The organism is Gimesia benthica, from assembly GCF_009720525.1.
In the GTDB taxonomy this organism is placed as follows: Bacteria; Planctomycetota; Planctomycetia; order Planctomycetales; family Planctomycetaceae; genus Gimesia; species Gimesia benthica.
This window is the reverse complement of sequence record NZ_CP043930.1, coordinates 1395790-1420315: the sequence shown is the minus strand read 5'-3', so window position 1 is coordinate 1420315 and position 24526 is coordinate 1395790. Positions and strand designations below refer to the sequence as shown.

Below are 24526 nucleotides of genomic sequence, written 5' to 3'. Positions count from 1 at the left end.
ATATCCCGCCTTCGATTCGACTGTCTTCCATCGTTGGGGCATGGTTGAATCCACAAAACTCTATCAACGAAATGAAGCCGACCATGCATCTGTTGTTCCGAAGTCTGTGTGTCCTCCTCCTGTTTGCTCCCGGTTTCGTAGACCGTTCCAGTGCCGCAGGCGGAGCCTTTCCTGTCGAATCGAATCTCAAAGCGGGGGTCGCCAAGGTTGATATCACCCCCGCTGAAGTCAAAGATCTGGAAGTGGTGGGACATCGTCGCAAAGTCACCGGCGTCCGCGATCCTCTGCGGGCCGGGGTACTGATTCTGGATGATGGACAGACCAAGGTCGCCATCATCACGCTGGACCTCATCGGTGCCTATGAAGAGATCGTCAAACTCTCCCGGCAGGAGATCGAAAAAGCGACCGGCATCCCCGCAGCCAACATTATGGTGACCGCGTCTCACAATCACTCCGGCCCCGGCTTCACCTCCGACTCGGAGTGGGGCAAAACACTGATTAAAAAACTCACTGCTGCCGCGAAGCAGGCGGCGTCTGACATGACCCCGGTAACCGTCGGATATGGAGTTGATGAAATCAGCTTTGGCATCAATCGTCGTAAGGTGATCAACGGCCGCGCCGTGGTCCGCCTGAACGAAGACGGCCCCAATGATCCACGGGTGAAGGTGCTCCGCTTTGATGATGGAAAATCACTGACTCCCAAAGCCGTGCTGATGCACGCGGTCTGCCATCCCTGTTTCTTCACCTGGGGCGACAAAGGATCGATGCCGTACCCGACCGGCTTTCCTAAGATGAGCGCTGACTTTCCGGGAGAGGCCCAGACCTTTGTCGAAATGTGTTACGGAAATCAGACGAGTTCGCTGTTCCTGCAGGGGTGTGCGGGCGACATTCGTCCTAATCTGCCCGGGTATCCTTATCGCTGTGCCGATGAAGCCGACATCCAGTGGGCCGGCCGGGACCTGGGGAGTGCCGTGGTCCGCACGCTGTCGCGCAGTATGATCCGGGAAGAACTGGTGAAGCGTCCCAAATTTTACCAGATTCGCGTCGCCAACACGGTCGTTTCGCTGCCCGGTAAAGAAGGACGCATTGACGCCGAACTGCAGGCTCTGAAAATCGGCCCCTACCTTCTGCTGACGATGCCGGGTGAACCGATGGTGGAATACGGGTTGAAACTGGAACGCGATATCGCCGATCGCGCGATTCCGATTATCGTCGGTTACGCTAACGGCTACATCGGCTACATCGCGACCGAAGACGCCTACCAGGTGGGCGGCTACGAACCCAACCGTTCCAGGCTGACCGCCGAAGCTGAAGCCATCATCCTTACCGAACTCAGCCTGCTGGCAGATCGGGTGATCGGCGACGTCTTCGAGTCGTTTTCCAAACATCCCAAGGATGTGCAGAAACGCGAAGCGACCGAGAAAGCCCGGCTGAAACAGAAATAAACATCAACCGGCTGGTTGAGCATTGTCTCGACACGCAACCGAAATCTTTCTGCGAGGGCAGGGCTGTCAGGCGCCTGCCCTCGTTTTATTGATGAACAGAAAGATTGTTCCCGCTTCCGGAAGCTCAGTCTTCCAGCTTGAGGAAGGCGACGGCATTGTTGTTGTTCATGGGGATGATCAACTGATTCTGTCTGGAATCGTAGCCCATTGAGGCGGCACTCGGAATGCCCGAAGCAATGACCTGGGCCGGTTTACCGGGGCTGATTTTTGATACGCTGCCGAATCGGACACTGCTGACGTACTTGGTTCCGTCGGGCAGGATCACCAGGCCATCGTTGCCCCCTTCCGCGGCGTGCTCGGTGCGGAGCAATTTGCCATTATCCGGATTAAAGGTCATGACGTCGTTGTTGCCCACATTGACCACGACCACGTTTCCGTCTTGATCGATGGCGACCCCGTTCGGAATCTTGAGTGGATCACCGTCTACGAAGATTGAAACGTCGCCGTCCGCGGTGATTTTATAAACGCGGTTTTCCGGCTTCGAATTGGAAACAAAGATCGTCCCTGCTTTATTAACGGCAATGCCGTTCAGGAACGTGGAACCTTCGACAGGAAAAGCTTTCCCTGGTTTGCCGGTCGCGAGATCGAACGTGCGGACCACATCGATATCCGCGGTATACAGGGTTCCGTTGTGAATCGCACTCCCCAGAGGATGATTGAGCGTCAGGCCGTTGCGCGTTGCCCCAATCCATTTCGTGGTATGCACGGACCCGTCGGGGTTCAACAGCGAAACATAACCATCATTTTTCGCCTGGTCCTGGGAAACCCCGGCATTCATCACGACGATTAGATTGCGGGTCGAGTCGTAAACGCAGCTCTCCGCAAAACGAAAACTGCCATACACCTTGACGTTGCTGGAGAGGGGAACGAACTCCCCGGCTTCATTGACGGCCCCCAGTGGTTTTCCTGCCTCAAATGATTTTCCGGCAGGTTTCTGAGCGTAGGCTATGTTGCTCAGCATTAACGTCGCCCCGAGGGTCAGAATTAAGAACGCTTTCATCTAAAGACTCTCCTGTTGTAAATGGGTAGTGGATCAGCTGAATTCGATAGATCAACAAGGTACCCGAATTCTTCTGTACAGGAAAGCGATCGCCGGTTTCCGGCTTTGTGGTTCAAAGCGCGCGAGATCTATCAACCGACCAGAGCCTACTCTTCAGCTGGGCTGGTGTCCGTGGTTTCGCTGGTCTCCGCCTCAGGCGTTTTGCGGACCAGTTCAGCCAGCCAGAGGTCGCTGGCCCCATAACCACCGGGTCGGCCGGCAACAAACAGAAAGCTTCGGCCATCCCGCAATAATCGGGGACGTCCCGAGGGATTAGGATCGTCCTTAAAAGCGAGAACCGGCTCTGACCAGGCCGAATTCCAGTCGGGACGAGTTGAGTAGTGCAGCTTACCCAAGGCTTCATCCGGATCCGTTTCCAGAGCCTCTTTCTGATGAAAGAGATAAAACCGGCCATCATCGCTCAGGGCACCAACACTGCCAATCCTTTGGCCAACGGGCAGTGTTTCCTCTGATCGTTCTCCAAAGGGGCTGTCTAATGCGTCACGCCGCCAGATCATCAGGCTGCTTTCTTTGTTGGCTGATTTCTGATCTGGGGCAATGATGCTGGGGCGAAAGGCAGTCAAACCGTCAGGGGTGAGCCGGTAATCGCGTCTGTCACCGACGGCGATGGGATCGGGAATTGCTTCCTGCCAGGGATCATTCAGACTCTTGCGCGTCGACAGATACCAGTATGCATCTCGTTTGAATGAAAGCTGTAAGCCGTCTGCCGAGAACTGGGGTAATACTGCATTCCCATCGGTGTTAATCTCAGCGGGGAGTAAAGTCGGAGTGTTCCACTCTGCAGTTTGGGAGGGGCGTGTCGAGATCCATAAATTGCGATTCTCATATTGTGGATTCTTGCGGCCTGTCGAGAAAACAAGGGTGCATTTATCAGCAGTCATATCGCCGCTGAATTCAAAGTCATTCGAGTTAATCTGGGGGCCCAGATTTTTGGTCACCTGCCATTCCCATTCTCCCGAGGCCAGCAGGTCGGCCAGTGAAGTCTGCGGAGTGACTGGTTGATTTGCTTTTTGTTCTTTTTCAGCTGGCGCTGTGACGAGAGCAGGAACGGGTTCAGTAGCCTCAAATGAATTTTCGCCAGCAGGCAGGGCACCGGTCTGTTCAGACTCGCGTGGCCAGAGGAAGGCTGTGATGCCTACCAGCACAATCGCACACGCTGCTGCCAGCAGATAACGTTTCTGAGCAGAACTGGTGGAGCCGGCTGGTTGAATCGTTCCCGGATCACTGATGGTCGGTCCGGGATCAGACGGGGTGTCAACAGTCTGTCGGGAAGGTTGAGGCACTTCTTTAACCGGCGGCGGAATGTGACAGTCTTCCAGGGCGACAACCAGCTCCCGGGCTGTCTGATAGCGGTCTTCTGGTTTCTTGGCGACCATTTTTTCAAAGACGGCCGCGACGGAATCAGGGACATCCGGGCGTTGTTTCTGTAACGGGGGAATGTCGCCCTCCCGGTGTTGGACGAAGATTTTAAAGATCGTGTTTCCGGTATAGGGGGCTTCACCGGTCAGCAGGAAATAGAGCGTGCAGCCCAGGCTGTAGATGTCGGATCGGAAGTCAACCAGATGCGCATCCAGCGACTGCTCGGGAGCCATGAACGACGCCGTCCCCAGAATCGCACCGGCTGCCGTCAGTTCTGACTGGCTGACGAACGGGCGGCCACTCTCATCATCCGTGGTTTCGGATCCGGCAGGCGAGTGTCGTAGTGAGTCGTCAATGTGTGCCAGACCCAGATCGAGAATTTTGACCGTTCCCTGAACATCCAGCAGCAGATTACCAGGTTTGATGTCCCGATGTACGATGCCACGTTCGTGTGCGTGTTGCAGTCCGATCGCGGTCTGGCGAATACAGTCGACGGCCTGGTTCAGGGAAAGCGGACCGGAAGTACGCACGATCCGGCTGAGGTTGTCGCCGCGCACATATTCCATCACGAGAAAATGAACGCCCCGCGCCTCGTCGGCATCATAGGCCCGAACGATATTTGGATGTTCGAGCGTTGCGGCAACGCGGACTTCCCGTTTGAAACGTCGCACCTGATCTTCCGAAGCCAGCATCTGCTGTGACATCATCTTCAGAGCTACGATCCGGTGCATCGTGCGGTGCAGGGCTTTGAAGACCATGCCCATCCCGCCGACATCGATCAGATCGAGGATCAGGTATTTGTCGATTAACAGCTCAGGCTCACCTTTAAGCAGAGCGGACGCCTGGTACGAGGTCAGCTTGCCGTTGGTGACGAGTTGCGAAGCCAGTTGCCGTGCATCGGGGGGAGGCGTTCCTGTGGAAACCGAATCGCTGACCGACGCGAATTCGTCCGGCGAGAGCACGCCAACTGCGGACAGTTTCGAAAGAAAGTCATCGCAGTCGATATCTTCCTCTGGTTCGTCTGTTTCTTGAGTCGCAACCGGTTCCGCTTCCTCATCCAGATGAGGTATATCGGCTACGACCTCATCCAGCTTCTGTTCCAGCAAATCAACAGAGGGATCGGCGTGATTCAACAGCGACCTGACTTCGGCGAGCAGTGCTTCGTCAGAACCACATTTCTGAACCAGCCAGGCGTCTCGTTGTTCATCGTCCACTTCCAAAGCCGCCAGGAACGTCTGTTGGACTTTCTCCGCGTGTGAATTACTCATCTGCAGAATCACTTTCTGTGCCGGGACCGAGCTCGCGATACAACCAGGCTTTCGCATACTTCCAGTCGTTGTTGACTGTCCGCAATGAGACATCCAGTTGTTCGGCGATCTCCTCGCCCGTCAAACCACCAAAAAATTTCAGTTCCACAATCCTGGCTGCCCGGGGCAACTCGCTGGCGAGCGTCTCCAGGGCGTCATTCAATTCCAGGATGTCTAACTGATTGGCGTCATCGGCGACAGAAATGTGCAACGGAATTCCTCGACCGTCATTTCCTCCCCGTTTGAGTCGTTTTCGCTGCCGGGCGTAATCGACGAGCAGGCGACGAATAATGGTCGCGCCGGCGGCCAGCATCAGGGATCGATTTGCGGGATCGAGATTCTGCTGTTCCTGCAGTTTGAGGTACGCATCGTTGACGAGCAGCGTGGGTTGCAGGGAATGGCCTGCACTTTCGCGGCTTAAAGCCCGTTCAGCCAGACCATGCAGCTGGTCGTAAATCGATTGATCCCAGCTGTTTGTGGTTCCGTCTGGCGGTACGGTCATCGGTGTGGCCTGCTGCTCTCGAATGAATCGGATGGGGGGAATTCTGTTCCTCGATCACAGAATTTCACTATCTGATTGATGAGACCCATTATAAGGGGGCTTCAAGCGGACGCAATGCCCCGGATTTCGTTTCTACCAGCGGCGGAACGAGAAAATAATACGATTTCGAAAAAGGTTTCCAATCGGATTGCACACATTTCCGCAGCCTGTCGCCAAGCTTATCACGAGGGGAACACAACCAGTCACAGACACCTTCAGGGGAAATCAACATGGCGATTTACGATTCCACAGACCACAAACTGGGCGATTACCTGCTGGGAAGAGCAACCGGATACTACGACAACGCCTACAGTTCGCTGGGGGCAGAACATTACCGCCACGCACAAAAGCAGCGAGACGAGGCTCTCAGCATCACCTATCGGCCCTCGCAGAGTGGGCCAGGCATTTTTGATGACGCCTTCGCCGAAGCAGGCGACTTCGGTTCCGAATGGGCCGAGACCATCATCGAGTATGGAAGCGGCGCCTTCACCTGGGTCCCCGCCTGGACGGGTACGGTTCTCAAGCTCATCTGCGTCTTCCTGTTCCTGGTGGCAGGTGTGCAATACGAATTCACGGGCTGGGGACTGTTACTGGTCGCCGGTAGCGGCTGGTTCGTACCGCGGATCACGGCAGGTCTGCTTAAAATGACCCTGAGTCTGAGTCTGTCGCTGGTTTACCTGGCTTTCATTCTGCTGGTTGCCGCACTGGTACTTGGACTGATAGGCGGAGCCTTCTACCTGCTGGGGGTACTGTTTACATAATCACAGGTCCGGACAGCGGCAGTACAAATCGCAGGGAGTCTGACATCCGAGACCATTGTCTGTCAGGGGTGGACAGGGGGCCAGACACTTGTTAAAAAAGTAGAGTTTGAAACAGTCATCAGCAACTATGATCCTCGCTGATTTTCTGTTGAACAACACGGTCGCATCGTGCTCATTCCAGAGATGAGCTCCCACCTGTTTGTTGTACTCCGGGCCTGAATAGATGGAGCAAAATGAACCGACGCTGCCAGCAGCTGAAAATCGACGACTGACCCTGATCGGGCGTGGGTTACTGGCTCTCTCTCTAATCAGCTGGTGCCTGCTGATGTATCCCCTGTTGTCAGGCGGACCGCTGGTTCTGGATGAGCACTGTTCCTACTGGATTATCGATTCCGATCTGCCCGGCACTTCGCTGATGCGCAGTCTGGACTACGCCGCCATTCCGCCCCTGTCCAGTTGGATTCAGATCGGGTTTCTCAAGGTCCTGGGGAAATCGGAGCTGGTGTTTCGACTTTCCTCGGCTCTGTGTGCCCTGGGCGCGATCTGGATTACGTGGCTGGCGGGGAAGGAAATGCGGTCTCCGCTGACAGGAGGTCTGGCTGCGTTAATGGTCGCCTGGCATCCGGAAGCGATGGATGAAGTCCGCATTGCCCGCTGTTACGGACTCGTGCTCATGCTGGGAGCAGCCGTGATCTGGGCCACGATCCGCTGGCAACGTCAGCCCCGTTCGCTGGGAGCGGCACTGTTCTGGAGCCTTTCCTCCATCGCCTTACTCTGGACTCATTACACATCGGCACTGCTGGTCATTCTCTCGGGGCTCGCGGTCGCAGTCAGCTGCTGGTGGCAACGCGATCTCAATCGCACCACCCTCAGTCGACTCTTGCTCGCAGCCGGCCTGGTGATTCTGCTCGGTCTCCCTCTGATCCCGACCCTGCTGAGGCTCAAGCTGTGGGGGCCGATTCTGAACTTCAGCGGCAGTGATACCTCGATCTGGAACCTGATTGGTCCGTTCTGGTGGATCGGCCTGCCGGTCGGTGGTCTCGTACTCCTGGTGACACTCAGGCGTCGTTCTGCGCAGCCCGTTTCCAGCTCAGAACTCTGGTTCACAGCGACCTGCTCATTGCTTCCGTTACTGATCCTGGCGGTACTTTCCTCGGGAGAAATGTCGAGCCTGGCCAATCCCCGTTATCGCGTTGCTTATGCACCCGCGGGGGCCTGTTTTATTGCACTGCTGCTGACTCAGACGCGTCACTGGATGACCTCCGTGGGGGCAACGGTGGTCGTACTCATCGCAGCCTGGTTTATGTCCCCTCTGGGGCCCTGGGATATGGGGCGGCTCGGATCCCCGACCGAATACGAATGGCGGGAGCTGAATGCCTTCATTGCTGAGAACTCGAAACCGGGCGAACCCCTGCTGGTCCAGAGTGGATTGACCGAAAGTTATCTGGTTCCTGCGTTGACAGAGGATCGGGTATTTCTGGAATACGTGGCCTGTCGGGTGAGTCGGTTCTATGTGGATGAACCTCATCCCCGCTACGCGTTGCCATATATCTGGAATCCGCAGTCAGGAGTGATTGCTTTCTTTCAGAATCTACTCAACAGTTGGAAAACCGATCCGGGATCATTCTGGGTCGCCGCTGCCACCGATACCGACCTGAACCAGAATTCGCTCAACCAGATCCGCGCGATTGCCCGGGAGACCGGCTATGTGGAAACAGAGCAGAAGACCTGGCACAGCGCGACGCTGATTCATTTTCAACAGCCTACGAATATCGGCAAGTGAACCGTCGTGCGAATCGTCAAACCCGGTTTCTGCGGATGGTGAGCAGCCAGTAGAGAGTAGCCGCCAGCATAAACAGGGCACTGGAACTGCAGACGCCGGCCCAGCCGAATTCAGTCCAGCTCCAGACGCCAACTGCTGCACCGAGTGCACCGCCCGCGAAGTAGATCACGATATAAATCGTCCCCAGGCGGTTACGGGCTTCGGGAGAGAGACTGTAAACCCGCGACTGATTACCCACATGCACGGCCTGGATTCCCAGGTCCATCAGCACCACGCCGATTCCCAGTCCGAGCAGTGTTTCTCCCTGAAAGTAGAGAATTCCAAAGGAGCACAGCGTAAACAGCTGGAACAAGCCGATGATGGGACGCGCGCCGAAACGGTCGCTTAAACGTCCGACGCCCCCCGCAGCGAGTGCACCACCGATGGCCAGCAGTCCCAGCATCCCCGCGACGTCGCTGCCATAATTCAAGGGCGGACGCTCCAGGTGAAAGACGAGCGTCATCCAGAATGCACTGAATGCAGCAAAGCTCAAGCTCCCGAACACACACGATTCTCTGAGGACTTTCTCTGATGTGAACAGCTTCCACATCGAAGTCAGCAAAGGAATGTATCCCATGCGAATCTGAGGTTTCGTGCTGGGCAACGCATACCAGAGCAGGGCCAGCAGGCAGGTTAACATGCAGGCCGCGATGTAATATATCGATTGCCAGTCAATCAGTCGCCCCAGAACACCACTGATCGTCCGCGAAAGCAACAGTCCTGTCAGCAGGCCCCCTACGACAGTGCCCACGACGCGTCCGCGTTCTGCGGGAGTGGCCAGGCTGGCGGCGAGGGAAATCGTCATATGTGTGCCGGTCGTGGACAGACCCAGGGCCAGGCAGGCGAAGGAGAGCCAGCCAAGACTGTCAGCTGAGGCCACCAGTAATAAAGCGCAGATGGAAAGCAGTACCGAGATCAGAATCAAGGGCCTTCGATTAAAGATATCCCCCAGGGGCAGAATCAGCAGCATACCGCATGACTGACCAATCAGGCTGAGTGTCGCTGCACTACCGACGGCACTCTCCGACAATCCCAGGTCGATTGCAATCAGTCCCAGCAGAGGCTGCATGTAATACAGGTTGCCGACCACCATTCCCACGGTTGTCGCCAGCAGTAAAGTCAGGCCTTTACTTAAATGATTTGGTTCAGGCGAATGTTCTGTCTCTGGTGCTTCCGAGGCTGACGGAGCTTCGGTGGGGGAAAGGGTCGTCATTTCTCTGGTGGATCTATTTGCAACGCTGCGAGGCAGCGAAAGGGGACTGATTTCGTACGTGTCTCTCAAGTGAGCGTCATTATCGGGAAGACACGGGCGAGCGCGTCAGGTTCAACAGTGGGGCGTGTGCAGTTATTGATCACAGTCAGTAGAGCCCTGCGTTGAATTCTCATTTTAGAAACGCAGCTGTTCCCGGAACAGTGACTCATTCAAAAGTCGTTCGCCTTCAATGAATTCTGTCGGGCACCAGGCTGACTTCCCAACAAAGCTGGAGGCCCCTGAGTCAATGGTTTCTGCGTCGAGAGCAGGGGCGGTGTGACCCTGCCATTTAAACAGTAGTTGATGTGGATTAGTTGTTTTCTGTGCGCTGATTTGTATCGTTGAAGTACACTTAATGGTTGATGGATAAGATATCTTAGTTCTTTTGTGCATTGGACTTGTGGAATGTCAATTTTTGTAAAAACAGGTGAAAATAGAGAATTTTTTTGTAGAAATTTAAAGTTGAATTGGGTAAATAGGTCTAAATGTAATGATTGTGCTGAATGGATTACATGAGTGTAAAAAGAGTAATGAGTTGAAAGAGTGGCCTGCGTTGAGTAAGTGAAATAAAGAGTAAGAGCATCCATTCGGCCTGCCCGGTCTGTCGAAATCAGAGAGTCACATCATCGATTTCGGCCCCACTGTTAAGCTGAAAAATTTACTTCTGAGGAGTAACCAGGATGCTGCTTACCAACTGGCTTGCTAACGTCACCTCCCGTCTCCGTAAACGTCCTGTCTTTCGTTCCCGTGACCGCCGGGCCCTCCGCCAACGCTGGCAAACCGCTCGCAGCAATCAGATCTCCACGACGGAGGTTCTGGAAGACCGCACACTGTTGACGGTCTTCAGCAGAGGCGAACTTTTATCTGGTCCCGGATCGGGAACACCTTATACTGCGGACTTTGACGGATCTGCCGTTGCCGTCGATGGCAACTGGATGGTCGTTGGCGCACCAGGAGCCGATGCTGGTTCAACTAATAACCCTGGAGGTAACTATGTCGATTCAGGTGCGGTTTATCTCTATCGCCGCTTTGATAATGGCACTCCCCATAATCTGAATGATGATACCTGGGCATACCAGCAGACACTCCTCAATCCTGGAAATGGGGATCCTATAGGTGATCAGTTCGGAGCCTCAGTAGATATTGACGGGGATAAGCTGATTGTTGGTGCAACCTTTTCCGGTCATACTGCTTATCCCGGTGCCGCTTTTGTCTATCAGTTGGACGATAACGGTACTCCTTCATTGCTTGATGATTCCTGGAACATGGTTCGCGCACTCACGCGTACTGTAGTGCCTTCATTCAACCAGGATTTTTTTGGCAATTCTGTGGCGATCAGTGGCAATACAGCTGTCGTGGGGGCACAATTTGATGGCCAGGGAGGATATCAGACTGGTACCGTTTATGTTTTCGATTCTGAACTGGATGACTGGTCGGGTACTGTTCATGAAACGAAAATCAAAGCGAATAGTCCATCGTATGATGCCCGGTTAGGGGGGGCGGTCGACATCAGCGCGGACGGGAATACGATTATCGCCGGTGCCTCTACTTATAACGGAGGTTACGGGGCTGCGTACTGGTTTGAGCGGAATGAAGGTGCCAACCCGGGTGTCGCTGATGACACCTGGTCAGAAATTAAATCAGTCACAGGCACACAATCTGGAGCACGGTATGGCTATTCGGTCGCCATTGACACTGACTACGCAGTTGTGGGAGTTCCCTACTTCAATGCTTATGGAGTTGGGGATTCTGGTTTTGTCGCTGTCTACTCTGCTGCAAACAATTGGAACGCGTACATTAACTTAACTGCGAATAATAATGGTTTTTACGATATTGGTTATCAGGATCATTTTGGTTCTGCTGTTGCTGTCAGCGGAGACATCGTCGTAGTCGGCTCCCCCGAAAATGATTATTCTTACCCAGATGCCGGCTCAGTATACATCTTTGATGTTTCAAACTCTTCGAATGCCGAGAGGGTTTATGCATCGCATAATTCCGGCAGTGGTTCTTTTGGCACAGCCGTTTCGGTCAGCGGTTCCACCATCGTAGGAGGGGCGCCTAATCATGCTCACAACTATGCTTTTGAAGGTGCCGCATTTGTCTACGAAAAAGTCCTGTCCCCCAACAGCTACGGCAGCTTTACCGTCGACGGCGACTTTATATTGAATGCTTTCACCTCTAACGTCTCGATTTCTTATGACAGTGGAACCGGTCTAATCACAATTACGGACCCGGACAACATTCTGCAGGCACCCGTGGGATCGACCTTGGTCGACGTGCATACGATTTCTTTCCCCGCTAGTACGATTCCCGCCGGCCGTTCAATTATCATCAACGGCAGCTCAGGAGATAATTATCTTAACGTCGATACCTCACTGGCCGCATCCGGCATCAACGTGATCTACAACGGCGGTGGTGGCGCTGGCTTTGACAGCTTGGGGCTGACTGGTTCCGCTACCGATGTCGAATACCGTTATGACAGTGCCAGCGATGGTGGTGTGCGTCTCAACGGTTCGGGGACCGACTTCATTACCTACACCGGCCTTGAACCGGTTGCTTCAACAATTACCGCGACGAATGTCACATTAAACTACGTTGGCGGTGCGGAAACGATTACCGTCACTTCCGCCGGTGCCGGGCTGACCAACGTCATTTCTACTTTAGGTGAGACGACGACATTCAGTAACCCGACAGCGTCATTGACTATCAATACCGAAGTCGGCGGTGGATCTGGCGCGGATACGGTCAATATTCAGGGAGTGGGTGGCGGATTCAGCGCCAACCTGATCGTCAATGCCGGCACCGATGACGCGGTCAACTTCCAGACCGCTGCAACCAATGTGGAACAGGCAACCTGGACATCAATGCCGGCAGTATCAATCTGAATGCGGCCGTCACGACTTCGGGTAATGTTTCCCTGGATGCGACCAATGGTTCGATTACGGGGACCAGCCTGGTAACCGCAGGATTACTGACACTGGAAGCCACCGGAAATGCCGGCGGCCTGGGATCGGAACTCAACCTGGCGGTCACCAGTCTCGAAGCAGACATCACAGGCAGCCTGTACGCTGATGATGCAGGCACCCTGCAGATCGGGGCTGCCGGTGGATTGAACGGAGTGACGGTCGGGGCGGCTTCGAAAATCACGGCTGAAGGGATGGTTGTGTACGAAGATATCACTGCTTCCGGCGGGAACCTGCAGTTGGAATCCACATCATTGGAGTTCCTCCAGTCCTCCGGGTCGACGATTTCAAACACCACCTATGCGGTGGAAATCGATTCGGCTTCCCATTTTACCGCATACGGTACGGTGCAGACCACGAGCGGGGCGATCAGCCTGCGGGCCGACAATAACATTTATCTCTATGGCGCTTCGGTGGTCCAGACGACCTCAGGTACCTCCACTGCAACGATCACGCTGGCTGCGGACTACGACAATAACGGCTCTGGTGCCATTACGCAGGTACTGGGAAGTTTGGTCGACGCGCAGGATGGAACTCTGAACGTGACAGCCTACACGAACATCAACATTGCAGATCTGCGGGGGGCGACGGTCATGGTCGATTCCGACGCCGGGGGGATTTATGATAATACCGCAGCAGAAGCCGCATTGATCACCGCGGATAAGCTCGCCCTGCGGGCCGCGAGCGGCATTGGTGTTGCCGGTGCCGGTGATCTCGATCTGGCGATCAACACGGTTGCCGCCGATACGACAACCGGTGACGTTTATCTGGATACGCTTCAGACAACAGTAGGATCTGTCAATGGGCTGGATGGGATTACGGCAGGTGGCAATATCAATCTGGATATTGGTGGGACACTGTTCCTCAATGAGGATATCGAAGCAACCGGTGCAGGATCATCGATTGTTGTGCATAGCGATATCAATACACTCATTTCAGGCCTGGTTCAGACAAACGGTGGTTCGATTGACTTGCTGGCGGACAATTTTCTGTACCTTTACGCGACTTCTCTGGTCAACACTACATCCTCTGCTGCCGTAACTTTGGCTGCAGATTTTAATGGTGTGGGGGGCGGCGACTTCACGCAATATGATGGGAGTTTAGTGAATGCTCATGGCGGGTTAATTGACGTGAGCGCAACAGGCAATGCCAAAATTGCAGATCTGCAGAGTGCAGGGGGAACGGTGAGTGTGGATTCCGCTGCTGGAGCGATTCTGGATATCACCGCCGCAGAAGATCCCCTGATTACCGCCGCCAATGCCTATCTGGAAGCCGGCACTGAAGTGGCAGGCATCGAAACGGCCGTGACGACGTTGGCCGGTCGTGCCCAGAATGGCGTATTCAACATTATCAATACCGGTACGCTGACGATTGGTACGGTGAGCATCTATCCGGCCGGTGTGGATGCGACGAGTACAACACCCGCAGATGGCAGGGTCACGATTATCACTTCGGACTCACTGCAGGTTTCGAATAATGTGAGTGGTTCGGGGGCTGTGTTGCTGCAGACTGGCGATTCAGTAGCTGCCGGTGAGGACATCATCGTTGATGCCGGTGTATCTGTATCATCAGTTAGTTCGGGAGTCTCGTTCTTTGCCGGTGATAATTTTACCATCAATTTGAATGCAAGTGTTTCGGCTCCTAACTCAAGCATTACGATCAGTGTCGATCATGGAAATGGAGATCCAGGTGTCGGTGGCATTGCTAATCTGAACGGTGGACTCATGGCTGCACCATTCGGAATTGTCGTATATGGTGATAGCGATGGGGATCAGGCAATCATCGATAGTAATGGTGGGCCCCTCAACAATGGTGGCATAGTTGACTATATTCTGAGTGATTTCTCGTTTGACGGTAACGGGGGGGCGGATGAGTTGATCATCGATGATTCTGGAGATACCACCGGCGATGCGATCAATATTGTCAGCACCTTACCCGGTAATGGGACAGTGGGCGGTGCAGGCCCTGTTGGACTCAGTTTTCAGGATCTGGAAGATCTGACAATCTATACCGGGACTGACTCCGATGACATCACTGTTAATCCCAATGTACTGACGACGATTGACATTGTCGGCGGTAATCCAACCGCTCCCGCTTCACCTGGGGACACACTGACTTACCTGACCCCTCCGGGCGAATCTTCCACCTTCACACCAGCCGGTCTGGATGGCGGGACAATCTCCGCAACCGGTGGATTTCAGGATGTGACCTTTGATGAAATCGAAGGCCTGACCTTCGGCGGCAGCATTGTCGTTGATGGTACCGTCGGCGATGATACGCTGGAGATTAACGCTCTGACTGCCAACTCGGGAACGTACCAGATCAACGGCGGGCCGGTCATCAATTTCAATGCCAACACAGATTTCACCTTCAACGGTCTGAACGGCGATGACACACTGATCATCAATAATCCAGCTGGTGGGCTGTTTGATCCGGTGAATGGAATCAACTTTAACGGCGGAACCGGCGGCGAAACGCTCGGCGACACACTGTTGATTCTGGGTGGTACCGCTGCAACAGTCGAACACCGCTTCGATAACGCCAATGACGGTTCGATATTCTACGATGGTGAAGGGACCGCCACGATTACCTACACCGGCCTGGAACCGATTTTAGACACGATCACCGCAACAGATCGTATCTTCAGCTACACCGGTGCCGCCGAAACCATCACGCTGTCTGATGACGGGGATGTGGGCGATGGCGAATCACAGATCGCTTCCACTCTGGGCGAATCGGTTGTCTTCACGCATCCGACAGGCACATTGACGATCAACACCGAAGTCGCCGGCGGCAGTGGCTCTGATGCCATCAATATCGACCCCCTGGATTCGACTTTCACAGCCAATCTGACGGTCAATGCGGGTAATGATGATGTCATCAACACCGGAACGGTGGACATCGGAGCGGGTGTGTTGGATCTGACTGCCGGTCAGGTCTTCGTGAATGGCGCGTTTACCACTACGGGTAGCGTGGATATTGATTCGACATTCGCTAATATTACCTTTGCTCCAGCTGGCTCGATTGATGCCGGTGCCAGTGATATCGATCTGACTGCCAGCAACAATATCCAACTGGGACAGATCACGACCTCCGGCGATGTGACCGTCACCGCGACCGCTGGTGCGATCAGTGATGCGAACGCAGGTAACAACATTACCGCGAACAACGCGACCCTGACCGCAGGCACGGGAGCCGGTGTAGGCGATGCTCTGGAAACCGATCTGGGAGCTTTGGAAGCCAACATCGGTGCGGGGCTGGAGCTGGATAATACTGGTACCCTCAATATCGGTTTTGCCGGCGGGATCAACGGCGTGACTGTCGGAGCACCTTCCACGATCACCTCGACCGACACCATGACGGTCACCGAGAATATCACGGCCAGTGGTGGAAACCTGCTGCTTCAGAATACAGGGGGCAACTTCAACCTGAATGCTCTGGCGATTATCTCCAATACCGCCGCATTCGAAATTGAAATCGATTCAGCTGGTGCAGTGACCCTGGCAGATACATCAACAGTGACCAGCAGCGGTACCGGTCTGATCGATATTGATGCCGTCAATAACATCGCCCTGGCGAATCTGAATACCAGCGGTGAAGTGCAGGTCACAACTTCCGCCGGTGCGATTACCGATAACAGTGGATCCGAAGCATCCCTGATCACCGCCAACACGGCAGCGCTGCGGGCCGCGACCGGCATCGGTTCTGCGGGGGCAGGGGACATTGACCTGGCGATCAATACGATGTCTGCCGACACGACCGCCGGTGATATCTACCTGCAGGAACCCTCTGCTGCCACAGTGGGGACCGTAGACGGACTGGCCGGGATCACGGCCGGTGGTAATATCAACCTGGCCATAGGTGGCATACTGTTTATTAATCAGAAAGTTGAAGCCACTGGTGCCGCTTCATCAATTACTGTAAACGGAAGCGATAATATCAATGTGAATCAGATTATCCGTACCAATGGCGGTGCTGTTGACCTGCTGGCTGATAATCATTTGCTCTTCTCCCCGATTTCCTCTCTCGATACCACGAGTGCTGCAGCGGTAACGCTGACTGCTGACTTCGATAATTCAGGTGGAGGAAACTTTACACAAAGTCTGGGTAGTGTGGTGACTGCTCAGGGGGGAACGCTGGATGTCTATTCTGAAAACAACCTGGGGATTGCCAGTTTGCACAGCCCTGGAGGGACAATTACACTGACCTCCCTGAATGGTCAAATCTATGACAATACCTTTGGGGAACTCACTCTGATTTCCGGAAATGAACTGGCATTGCGTGCTGCCGGAGATATTGGGGATCCGGCGAACGCTCTGCTGGATCTGGATCTGGCAGTCTCACGCCTGTCGGCATTGACCACTGGTGGAGATGTCTTTATCAGTAACACGGGAGCTCTCGAAATCGGGACTGTCGATGGTTTGTCTGGAGTGAATGCTCCCACTGGATTAATTCGGATCTCTGCTGCGAGCCCGCTGACTGTGGCCAGCAATGTGTCTGGTTCGGGCACTGTTACACTGACGGCCGGAGATTCAGCACTCGCTGGTGACGACCTGACCATCAATGCTGGTGTAACCGTTGAGTCAAGCGGGGCCGATGTAGTTCTCACAGCCGGTGATGACTTCACCATGGATGCAACCTCCCAGATCAATGCCGCGACAACCATTGGAATCTTCGTCGATCCAAGTGTCGGCGATCCGGATGCCGTGGGGGGGACCGTTGATCTGGTCGGTGGTATTTCCGCCCCCGGGGGAACGACGGTGACCGGCGGTGATGACGATGACACGTTCAACATCCTGCCCAGCAGCACATCCACGATTACTGTTGTAGGCGGAGATCCGACTCTACCGGCGGTTCCCGGGGACACGCTGAATATTGATCTCAGTGGTGTGACCGATCCCGCGCTGGTTCTGGGAGGAGCACCAGGTTCAGGCACGTTTAACTTCCTGGCTCCCGATACCGAACTGCCTGTCAGCTACAGCAGCATTGAGGATGTGAATACCCTGGCTGGTGCCTATCACCTGGTGCTGGACATGTTGTTCTCCGGGTTCGAAGATGCTTCCGACGACACGATCGACGTTGGTCTGGATGCCGGCGGCACAAACCTGCTGATCGACATCAATGGCAGCAACTTCTTCACCGGCGCTGATGCGGATATTCTCTCCTTCACCGTACTGGGGTCGGACGACGACGATACGTTGAACATCAACGAAACCGCGGGTGGCCTGCCGTTCTTCGCAACTGCTGCTCCTATGGGTATCCCCGGTTCCAACGGGGCACACCTGAACCTGGCTGCGGAAACGTTCCTGGAAGGTGAGTTCCCTCCTACTGACTACGACGTGAACGACATCACGATTCACTACGACGGTAAGAACGGCGCCGACGCGATCAATGTGAACTTCATCACCGATCACAACGCCGGTTACTTCTCGGATGTGATCGACGGTCTGGGCAGTGGTAACATTGGTGCCGCTGCTGTGGGTGACACCGACATCGACCTGGGACTCTCCTTTGCCAACATCGAAGGGGTCGGCCTTTCCGGTTCGGGAACTGGTGGTGGCTTGCGAGTCGACGCTTCTTCCACACCCGACACGACCGGCATCAACATCAACGATGCCGGCGGAGCCGGTGACGGCGTCTCCCAGATCACCGGTAACGGCGGTTTCACCGCTCTGTTGTTTGAGGACTTTACCGACCTGCAGGTCATTTCGGGAACCGGCGCTGAGCTGATCGATCTGATCGCCCTCGACTCCGCCACGACGCTCACCAATGTCGAGTTGGATGCCGACGACGTGTTTGCGGCTGACGATGTATCCAACGATACCATCCGTATCCGCAGCACACCCGCGGGTGTCACCAGCGTCAGCCTGCTGGGGGGCCTGGGCGACGATCTGTTCCAGATCTTCGATGCCGGAAGCACGGTGGACAACATCTTCGCGGCCCTGGATGTGGATGGTGAAGGCGGAAACGACACGCTGAATATCGTCGATAGCGGCGACGTCACCGGTGACACGTTCGAAGTCACCTCGACGACCGTGGACGGAATCTCCAGCTCTGCCGGCACTGATGTGACTTATGCCAACATCGACGATCTGAACATCACCGGCACCGACGGCGACGACACGATCAACGTCAACCTGGGACTGCAGGAAGATCTGGATACCGTCACGATCAACGGTGCAGGCGGTGATGACGACTTCAACCTGCAGAACAGCACACCAAGCCTCGTCAACACCGTACTCAACGGGCAGGCCGGCAACGATGAATTCTTCTTCGACAGCAACTATGTGCTGCGGGGCTTCATCAACGGGGGTGGGGACATCGACACCATCGACTACACCACTTACTCGAACGCCGTGCATGTGCAGCTGGCCGGCCTGGGCAGCCTGGACGGATTCCAGGGCTATGAGCTCAACGGCAGCATCCTGGGCACCGGCGGTGGCGGAACCGGCTTCGACAACATCAACGATCTGGTCGGTTCAGCCAACAGCGACACGCTGGAAGGCCCGAACCTGAATAACTACTGGGGCATCACGGCCAACGATGAAGGTTTCATTATCGCCGAACGCAACAACCTGGCCAGCGGCCGGCCGACGCTGCCCGGTGACGCGATTGCGACTCCACCGGAAGAGCGTCTGGACTTCACCGACTTCCAGAACCTGATCGGGGGGACCCAGGACGATCGCTTCGATCTCAGCGACGGGGCCGGCCTGACCGGTACCCTGGACGGCGACGCCGGTAACGACAGTCTGGATTACCGGGACTACACCACGGGCGTGACCGTCGACCTGTTCGCCGGCACCGCTACAAACATCAACGGCGGCCTGGTGGCCGGCACCGGTGGTGGCGATGACGACAACAGCATCGAAAACGTCTTCGGTGGTGACGGCAACGACAATATCACCGGCGACAACGATCACAACATCCTGGGTGACGGCCTGGGTAGCGACAACCTGGACGGCGGCGGTTACTTAGTTGGCAGTGGTAACGGCGGCAACGATGTGTTCCTGATGGAACCGGGGGCCGGCGGCAGTGCCGACGTGATCACCGACATCCACGGCAACGACACAGTCGACTTCCGCTTCGCCAGTGCAGGCATCGTCTTCGACGTCGATATCATCAACACCCCGCAGGACGTCTTCGGGGGAACACGGTCGAGCAGCGTCAGCTGCAGCCCGAACAGCCGGACACGAACCCCAGCTTCATGGAAAACGTGGTTGGCAGTGAATTCGACGACTACATCTTCATCGATCCACTCTCCCAGGACGGCAACTTCCCGATCGACGGACCTCCGGTCCTGCGTTCAGCCGACGGACGGGGTGGCTTTGACATCCTGGACTTCGACGCCAAGGGACAGGCCGTGATCGACACCGGCTACTCTCTGACGGCCGACGGTGTAGGTACCGTCCAGTACCTCAACTTCGAAGAAGTGACCCCGTTCGAAGACAATCCAGCCACGATCGTCGACAACGGCGACCTGGGCTTCTCGCTGAGCGGGGACTGGCCTTATCATCCGGCAGGCACCGCAGCGATCACCACGGGTGTTGGCTATGCAGACGACATTCACACCGTGCAGTCGCAGCTGGTGGATCCCGTCCACTACGGTGATGCCGCCGCCTTCTGGGAATTCTACGGTCTGACCCCGGGCGTATACCGCGTCTCGGTTACCTGGCCGGCTTCGGAGAATCCATTTGTGATTCCGCAGATGGCCAGCGATGCACCGTTTACCGTGTTCGACGGATCCCGCAATGACATTACCACCACGGCGATCAACCTGGGCACCTTCGATCTGAATCAGCAGATCGCTCCCGACGACTTCCTGGCCGACGGTGCTCTCTGGGAAGACCTGGGAACGTTCACTGTCAACAGCCGGACGCTGACCGTGATGCTGACCAACCTGGCCAACGGCCTGATCACTGCTGATGCGGTTCGCATCGAGCGGGTCTCCGCCGGTCCGGAAGTCCAGCTGACCGACGTGACCGACGCCCCGGCACCGCCGAGCATCCTGGTCGACGGTCATCCGGGCGGCATCGACTTCGGCACCACCGAACTGTTGACCGACCTGACCCGGACCTTCGAGATCACCAACACCGGTTCTGCTGCTCTGGACATCAGCAACATCGTGATTCCTGCCGGATTCACGACGACGCTGGTCGCTCAGAGTGTGGCCGCCGGCGATACGATCAGCTTCGAGATCACCATGGATTCCGACTCCTTCGGCGATCGCTCGGGGCTGTTCTCGTTCGACACCAACGACGTGGATGAAGCGACCTTCAACCTGCTGCTGCACGGTCAGGTCTCTAACGTCGTGATCATCGACAACGGCGATGCCGACTTCTCGGCCACCGCCGGCTTCGAACTGTATGACTCGGGCGTGAACCGGGGCAGTGCCGGCTTCGAAGGGGACATCGCGGGGGCAATTCCCAACCAGCCGGGTTTCATTCCGCCTCCGGCCGGGACTGACACCGCAACCTGGACCTTCACCGGTCTGGCCGACGGTTTCTACCGGGTCTCCACAACCTGGTCGGCCCTGTACAACCGAGTGACCGACGCGCCGTACTCACTGGACGGTGGAGCCGGTACCTTTGATATTGATGTGAACCAGACCCTGATTCCGTCCACCTTCGCTGACAACGGGGCTGCGTGGTTCGACCTGAATACCTCCTTCGAAGTGGTTGGCGGCACCCTGACGGTGACCCTGACCAACGATGCCAGCAGTATCCCGCGGGATACCTTCGACCTGGCCAACGGCGTGATCGCCGATGCGGTCCGGATTGAATACCTGCCGACTCCCGACCTGGAAGTCACCGTGGACGGCAATGTCGTCGACGATGACACGGGCGTGGTCGACTTCGGTACGACGATCCCCGGCATTCCGGTCTCCAAAACCTTTACCGTGACGAACCTCTCCGCGGATCCGGTCGATGTGACCGGTCTGATTGAGTTCCCACCCGGGTTCAGCATCGATCCTGCTTCCCCGTTCGGAACAGATACCGTGCCTGTGAACATTCCCGGCTTCGGTTCGGTGACCTTCACCATCCAGTTTGACGGCGGGACCACCGGTTCGACCTTCGGTCAAATCTCGTTCACCACGGGTGACGCGGATGAAAATCCTTACAACTTCACGGTAACGGGTGCCGCCGGACCGGCAACCGTAGGCATCAACGACGCAACATTCGATGCCACGGGGACCTGGAATGAGCACATTCCGGGTGTCGTGGGTGATCCGGAGTTCCTGTATACGGGAGTGCCTTACGTGGGCGGAACCGGTACCAGTCGTGCATTCTGGGACTTCGACGTGGAACCTGGCCGCTATCAGGTCGTAGCCCACTGGTACGTCCATCCGGACGTGAGCCCTTACGGACGGGCTGCTGCAACCAACGCTCCGTACACCATCTTCTCGGATGCGACCCCGGTCGCCACTTACCGGGTCAGTCATCAGGGCAGTTCGAACGACTTCCTGGATGATGGCACCTGGTGGGAATACATTGGTGATCCTGTTGTGATCAACGATAATCACATGACGGTGGTGCTGAGCGACGATGCCAACGGTATTGTCTACGCCGATGAAATCCGGATCATCCGGGTGGTTGATCCGGTGATCAAGGTCGAAGTGGATGGCGGAACCGTGGAAGACAGCGGTGCCGTGGACTTCGAAGATACGATCATCGGTGCTCCCGTGGTCAAGACCTTCACCGTAACGAACTTCGGCGAACGGAACATGGCCCTGGGGCCGATCAATGTTCCAACCGGGTTCAGCCTGGTCTCCGGCTTCGGGGATACGAACCTGGCCCCCGGGGATTCGACGACCTTCACCCTGCAGATGGACGCCAGCATCGGCGGCAGCTTCAGTGGAATGGTCAGCTTCGGAGGCGATCTGGCGGTTGAGAATCCCTTCAACTTCACGGTCAGCGGTTCGGCTGCGGACTCGATGATCATCGACAACGGTGACTTTGGTTACAGTACCAGTGGCGCTGCCTGGAATCGTGAAGTGCGGACCTGGGGTGACGACACGCAATACTTCCAGCGGGACCAGGACGTGCTGCTGGGCGGCGACCTGCCGGGCACCAACACGGCGACCTGGACGTTCGAGAATCTGGGCGCCGGCACTTATCAGGTGGCCTCGCACTGGCTGAACCACAGCGGATACGCGTCCAATGCCCAGATCACGATCGCGGGCATCGAAGGGGGACCGATCACGGTCTCACTGGACCAGCGGTTCTACCCGCAGGGCTTCAGTGCCGACGGCTCGATCTGGCAGGAACTGGGTAACTTCCAGGTGGCTGCCGGCAACACGCTGACGGTCACCATCTCGGACGACGGTGCGAACGGCAACCTGGCTGCCGACGCCATGCGGCTGGAACTGATTCCACCCGGGCTCACGGCTCCGGAAATCGACGTCGCAGCCGGGGCCACGGCCCTGACCAGCGGCGTGAGCAGCATCGATCTGGGCACCGCCTTCTTCGGCGAAACCCTGTCGCAGACCTTCACGATTACCAATACGGGGACCAACACGCTGAACCTGGGAGCCATCACTCTGCCAGGATCGGGCGAGTACACCGTCTCGTCTCCGCTGGGCACGACGACTCTGTTCGCCGGTCAGTCGACGACCTTCGAGATCTCATTCAACAGCACCGGCGCCGCCGGTGTGGTTGCTGGTCCGGTCTCAATCGCCACGAACGACAGCGATGAGAACCCCTTCACGTTCAACATCACCGCCGAAATGACGGATGTGGTGCTGATCGACAATGGTGATGTGGGTTACAGCAGCACCGGCAGTTGGAACACCCTGTTCTACGATGCCCGTTACTTCGAAAGTGATGCCCAGAGACTGAACCTGGGTCAGAGCGGAACGGCGACCTGGGACTTCACGAACCTGACCGCCGGAACCTACACCGTCTCTGCGACCTGGCTGAATGACCCGTTACGGGCCACGAATGCCGAGTACAATGTTGCCGGCGTGGGACCCGTCGTGGTCAACCAGCGGGTTGCACCGAATGACTTCGCCGCCGATGGCTTCAACTGGGAGATCCTGACGGCCGCGGTTGTGGTGGCACCCGGTGGTTCGATCACCGTGACCCTGAGTGACAACGGCCCGGCCAATGGGGCGATCAATGCCGATGCGATCCGCATCCAGCGGGTCGGAGCACTGATGGCGGCCGCCGGTGTGAGCAGCACTGCGGCTCCATCGATCACCCAGTCCGACCTGGACTCGGTCGTGGATGCGGCCCTGAGCTACTGGGAAACAGCAGGGTTGAGCGATGCTCAGCTGGAACTGCTGGGTTCGGTGAACTTCGTACTGACCGACCTGCCGGATGCAATGCTCGGTGGTGCTTCAGGTACAACGGTTCTGATCGACGTCAACGCCGCCGGTTACGGCTGGTTCGTCGATGGAACGCCGCTGGACAGCAGCGAGTTCACACTGCTGGATGGCAGCCTGCTGGCCGGTTCCGGCAGCGACGCCTTCGGTCAGATGGATCTGCTGACAGTCGTAATGCACGAGCTGGGTCACACGCTGGGTCTGGAAGACCTGGACTCAGACGGTACCCTGATGAGCGAGTCGCTGGACGTCTCCGAACGTCGTCTGCCGAGTGCAGACGAAATCGACGACTTCTTCAGCGGTATCGCCGGCGGAGACAACCCGCTGCTGGACTAATAGAATAGTCCAGTTACAAACAGTCCCGACAGGCCCCCGGAAACTCAGGTTTCCGGGGGCTATTTTTATTTTGGAAGAGGCTATGCTGATTTATCTAACGTCAAAAATCTTGATTATGCAGTAAAACACTGCTGGATGGAAACTGATCTGCTTTAATCGTCCGTTCGTCTGTTTTTGTCATTGTTTTATGACTTGTAAATCATGTATGTTAGTTAAGTGAATCCAATGTCAGACATTCAGTCTGCATGGGGAGACAGGGCCCATCAGGTTCACGACCTGGCACATCAATAATACAGGGAA

The 24526-nt window shown here is 56.1% G+C and carries 10 protein-coding genes; 6 read left to right on the top strand and 4 right to left on the bottom strand.

Going from position 1 to position 24526, the window contains the following annotated elements; genetic code table 11:
* Nucleotides 1-83: 83 nt before the first annotated feature.
* Nucleotides 84-1445 carry a hypothetical protein gene (locus F1728_RS05390; protein ID WP_155363243.1) on the top strand — a complete coding sequence of 454 codons (1362 nt, stop codon included), beginning with the start codon at nt 84-86 and terminating at the stop codon, nt 1443-1445.
* A gap of 124 nt (nt 1446-1569) precedes the next feature.
* On the opposite strand, the gene F1728_RS05385 is transcribed toward F1728_RS05390, so the two are convergent.
* The 3 genes from F1728_RS05385 to F1728_RS05375 all read right to left on the bottom strand — a co-directional run bounded on the left by F1728_RS05385 (nt 1570) and on the right by F1728_RS05375 (nt 5733).
* Nucleotides 1570-2505 carry an SMP-30/gluconolactonase/LRE family protein gene (locus F1728_RS05385; protein WP_155363242.1) on the bottom strand — a complete coding sequence of 312 codons (936 nt, stop codon included), beginning with the start codon at nt 2503-2505 and terminating at the stop codon, nt 1570-1572.
* A gap of 146 nt (nt 2506-2651) precedes the next feature.
* Nucleotides 2652-5192 carry a serine/threonine protein kinase gene (locus tag F1728_RS05380; RefSeq protein WP_155363241.1) on the bottom strand — a complete coding sequence of 847 codons (2541 nt, stop codon included), beginning with the start codon at nt 5190-5192 and terminating at the stop codon, nt 2652-2654.
* Nucleotides 5185-5733 carry an ECF-type sigma factor gene (locus tag F1728_RS05375; protein ID WP_155363240.1) on the bottom strand — a complete coding sequence of 183 codons (549 nt, stop codon included), beginning with the start codon at nt 5731-5733 and terminating at the stop codon, nt 5185-5187. The genes F1728_RS05380 and F1728_RS05375 overlap by 8 nt, the downstream gene beginning before the upstream one ends.
* A gap of 269 nt (nt 5734-6002) precedes the next feature.
* Between F1728_RS05375 and F1728_RS05370 the strand changes: the two genes are divergently transcribed.
* Nucleotides 6003-6533 carry a hypothetical protein gene (locus tag F1728_RS05370; RefSeq protein WP_155363239.1) on the top strand — a complete coding sequence of 177 codons (531 nt, stop codon included), beginning with the start codon at nt 6003-6005 and terminating at the stop codon, nt 6531-6533.
* Nucleotides 6534-6756: 223 nt separating this feature from the next.
* Nucleotides 6757-8316, top strand: coding sequence for an ArnT family glycosyltransferase (locus F1728_RS05365; protein WP_155363238.1), 1560 nt, complete (start codon nt 6757-6759; stop codon nt 8314-8316).
* Nucleotides 8317-8332: 16 nt separating this feature from the next.
* Here the strand turns inward: F1728_RS05365 and F1728_RS05360 are convergent, their stop codons facing one another.
* Nucleotides 8333-9568: an MFS transporter gene (locus F1728_RS05360; protein WP_155363237.1), complete on the bottom strand. Its 1236-nt coding sequence runs from the start codon at nt 9566-9568 to the stop codon at nt 8333-8335.
* A gap of 719 nt (nt 9569-10287) precedes the next feature.
* Between F1728_RS05360 and F1728_RS05355 the strand changes: the two genes are divergently transcribed.
* From F1728_RS05355 to F1728_RS31530, 3 genes are all read left to right on the top strand, one after another.
* Entirely contained in the window at nt 10288-12492 is a 2205-nt protein-coding gene (locus F1728_RS05355; RefSeq protein WP_155363236.1) for an FG-GAP repeat protein, read from the top strand.
* A 278-nt stretch (nt 12493-12770) separates the two neighbouring features.
* Nucleotides 12771-19934, top strand: coding sequence for a calcium-binding protein (locus F1728_RS05350; protein WP_155363235.1), 7164 nt, complete (start codon nt 12771-12773; stop codon nt 19932-19934).
* Nucleotides 19935-20275: 341 nt separating this feature from the next.
* A complete protein-coding gene (locus tag F1728_RS31530) occupies nt 20276-24226 on the top strand; it encodes a golvesin C-terminal-like domain-containing protein (RefSeq protein ID WP_315853528.1) in 3951 nt (1316 codons plus the stop codon).
* Nucleotides 24227-24526: the final 300 nt, after the last annotated feature.

Coding starts and splice junctions, on each gene's coding strand:
- F1728_RS05380 (WP_155363241.1), bottom strand. CDS start 5,192: ATGAGTAATTCACACGCGGAGAAAGTCCAACAGACGTTCCTGGCGGCT.
- F1728_RS05355 (WP_155363236.1), top strand. CDS start 10,288: ATGCTGCTTACCAACTGGCTTGCTAACGTCACCTCCCGTCTCCGTAAA.
- F1728_RS05365 (WP_155363238.1), top strand. CDS start 6,757: ATGGAGCAAAATGAACCGACGCTGCCAGCAGCTGAAAATCGACGACTG.
- F1728_RS05370 (WP_155363239.1), top strand. CDS start 6,003: ATGGCGATTTACGATTCCACAGACCACAAACTGGGCGATTACCTGCTG.
- F1728_RS05390 (WP_155363243.1), top strand. CDS start 84: ATGCATCTGTTGTTCCGAAGTCTGTGTGTCCTCCTCCTGTTTGCTCCC.
- F1728_RS05385 (WP_155363242.1), bottom strand. CDS start 2,505: ATGAAAGCGTTCTTAATTCTGACCCTCGGGGCGACGTTAATGCTGAGC.
- F1728_RS05360 (WP_155363237.1), bottom strand. CDS start 9,568: ATGACGACCCTTTCCCCCACCGAAGCTCCGTCAGCCTCGGAAGCACCA.
- F1728_RS31530 (WP_315853528.1), top strand. CDS start 20,276: ATGGCCAGCGATGCACCGTTTACCGTGTTCGACGGATCCCGCAATGAC.
- F1728_RS05375 (WP_155363240.1), bottom strand. CDS start 5,733: ATGACCGTACCGCCAGACGGAACCACAAACAGCTGGGATCAATCGATT.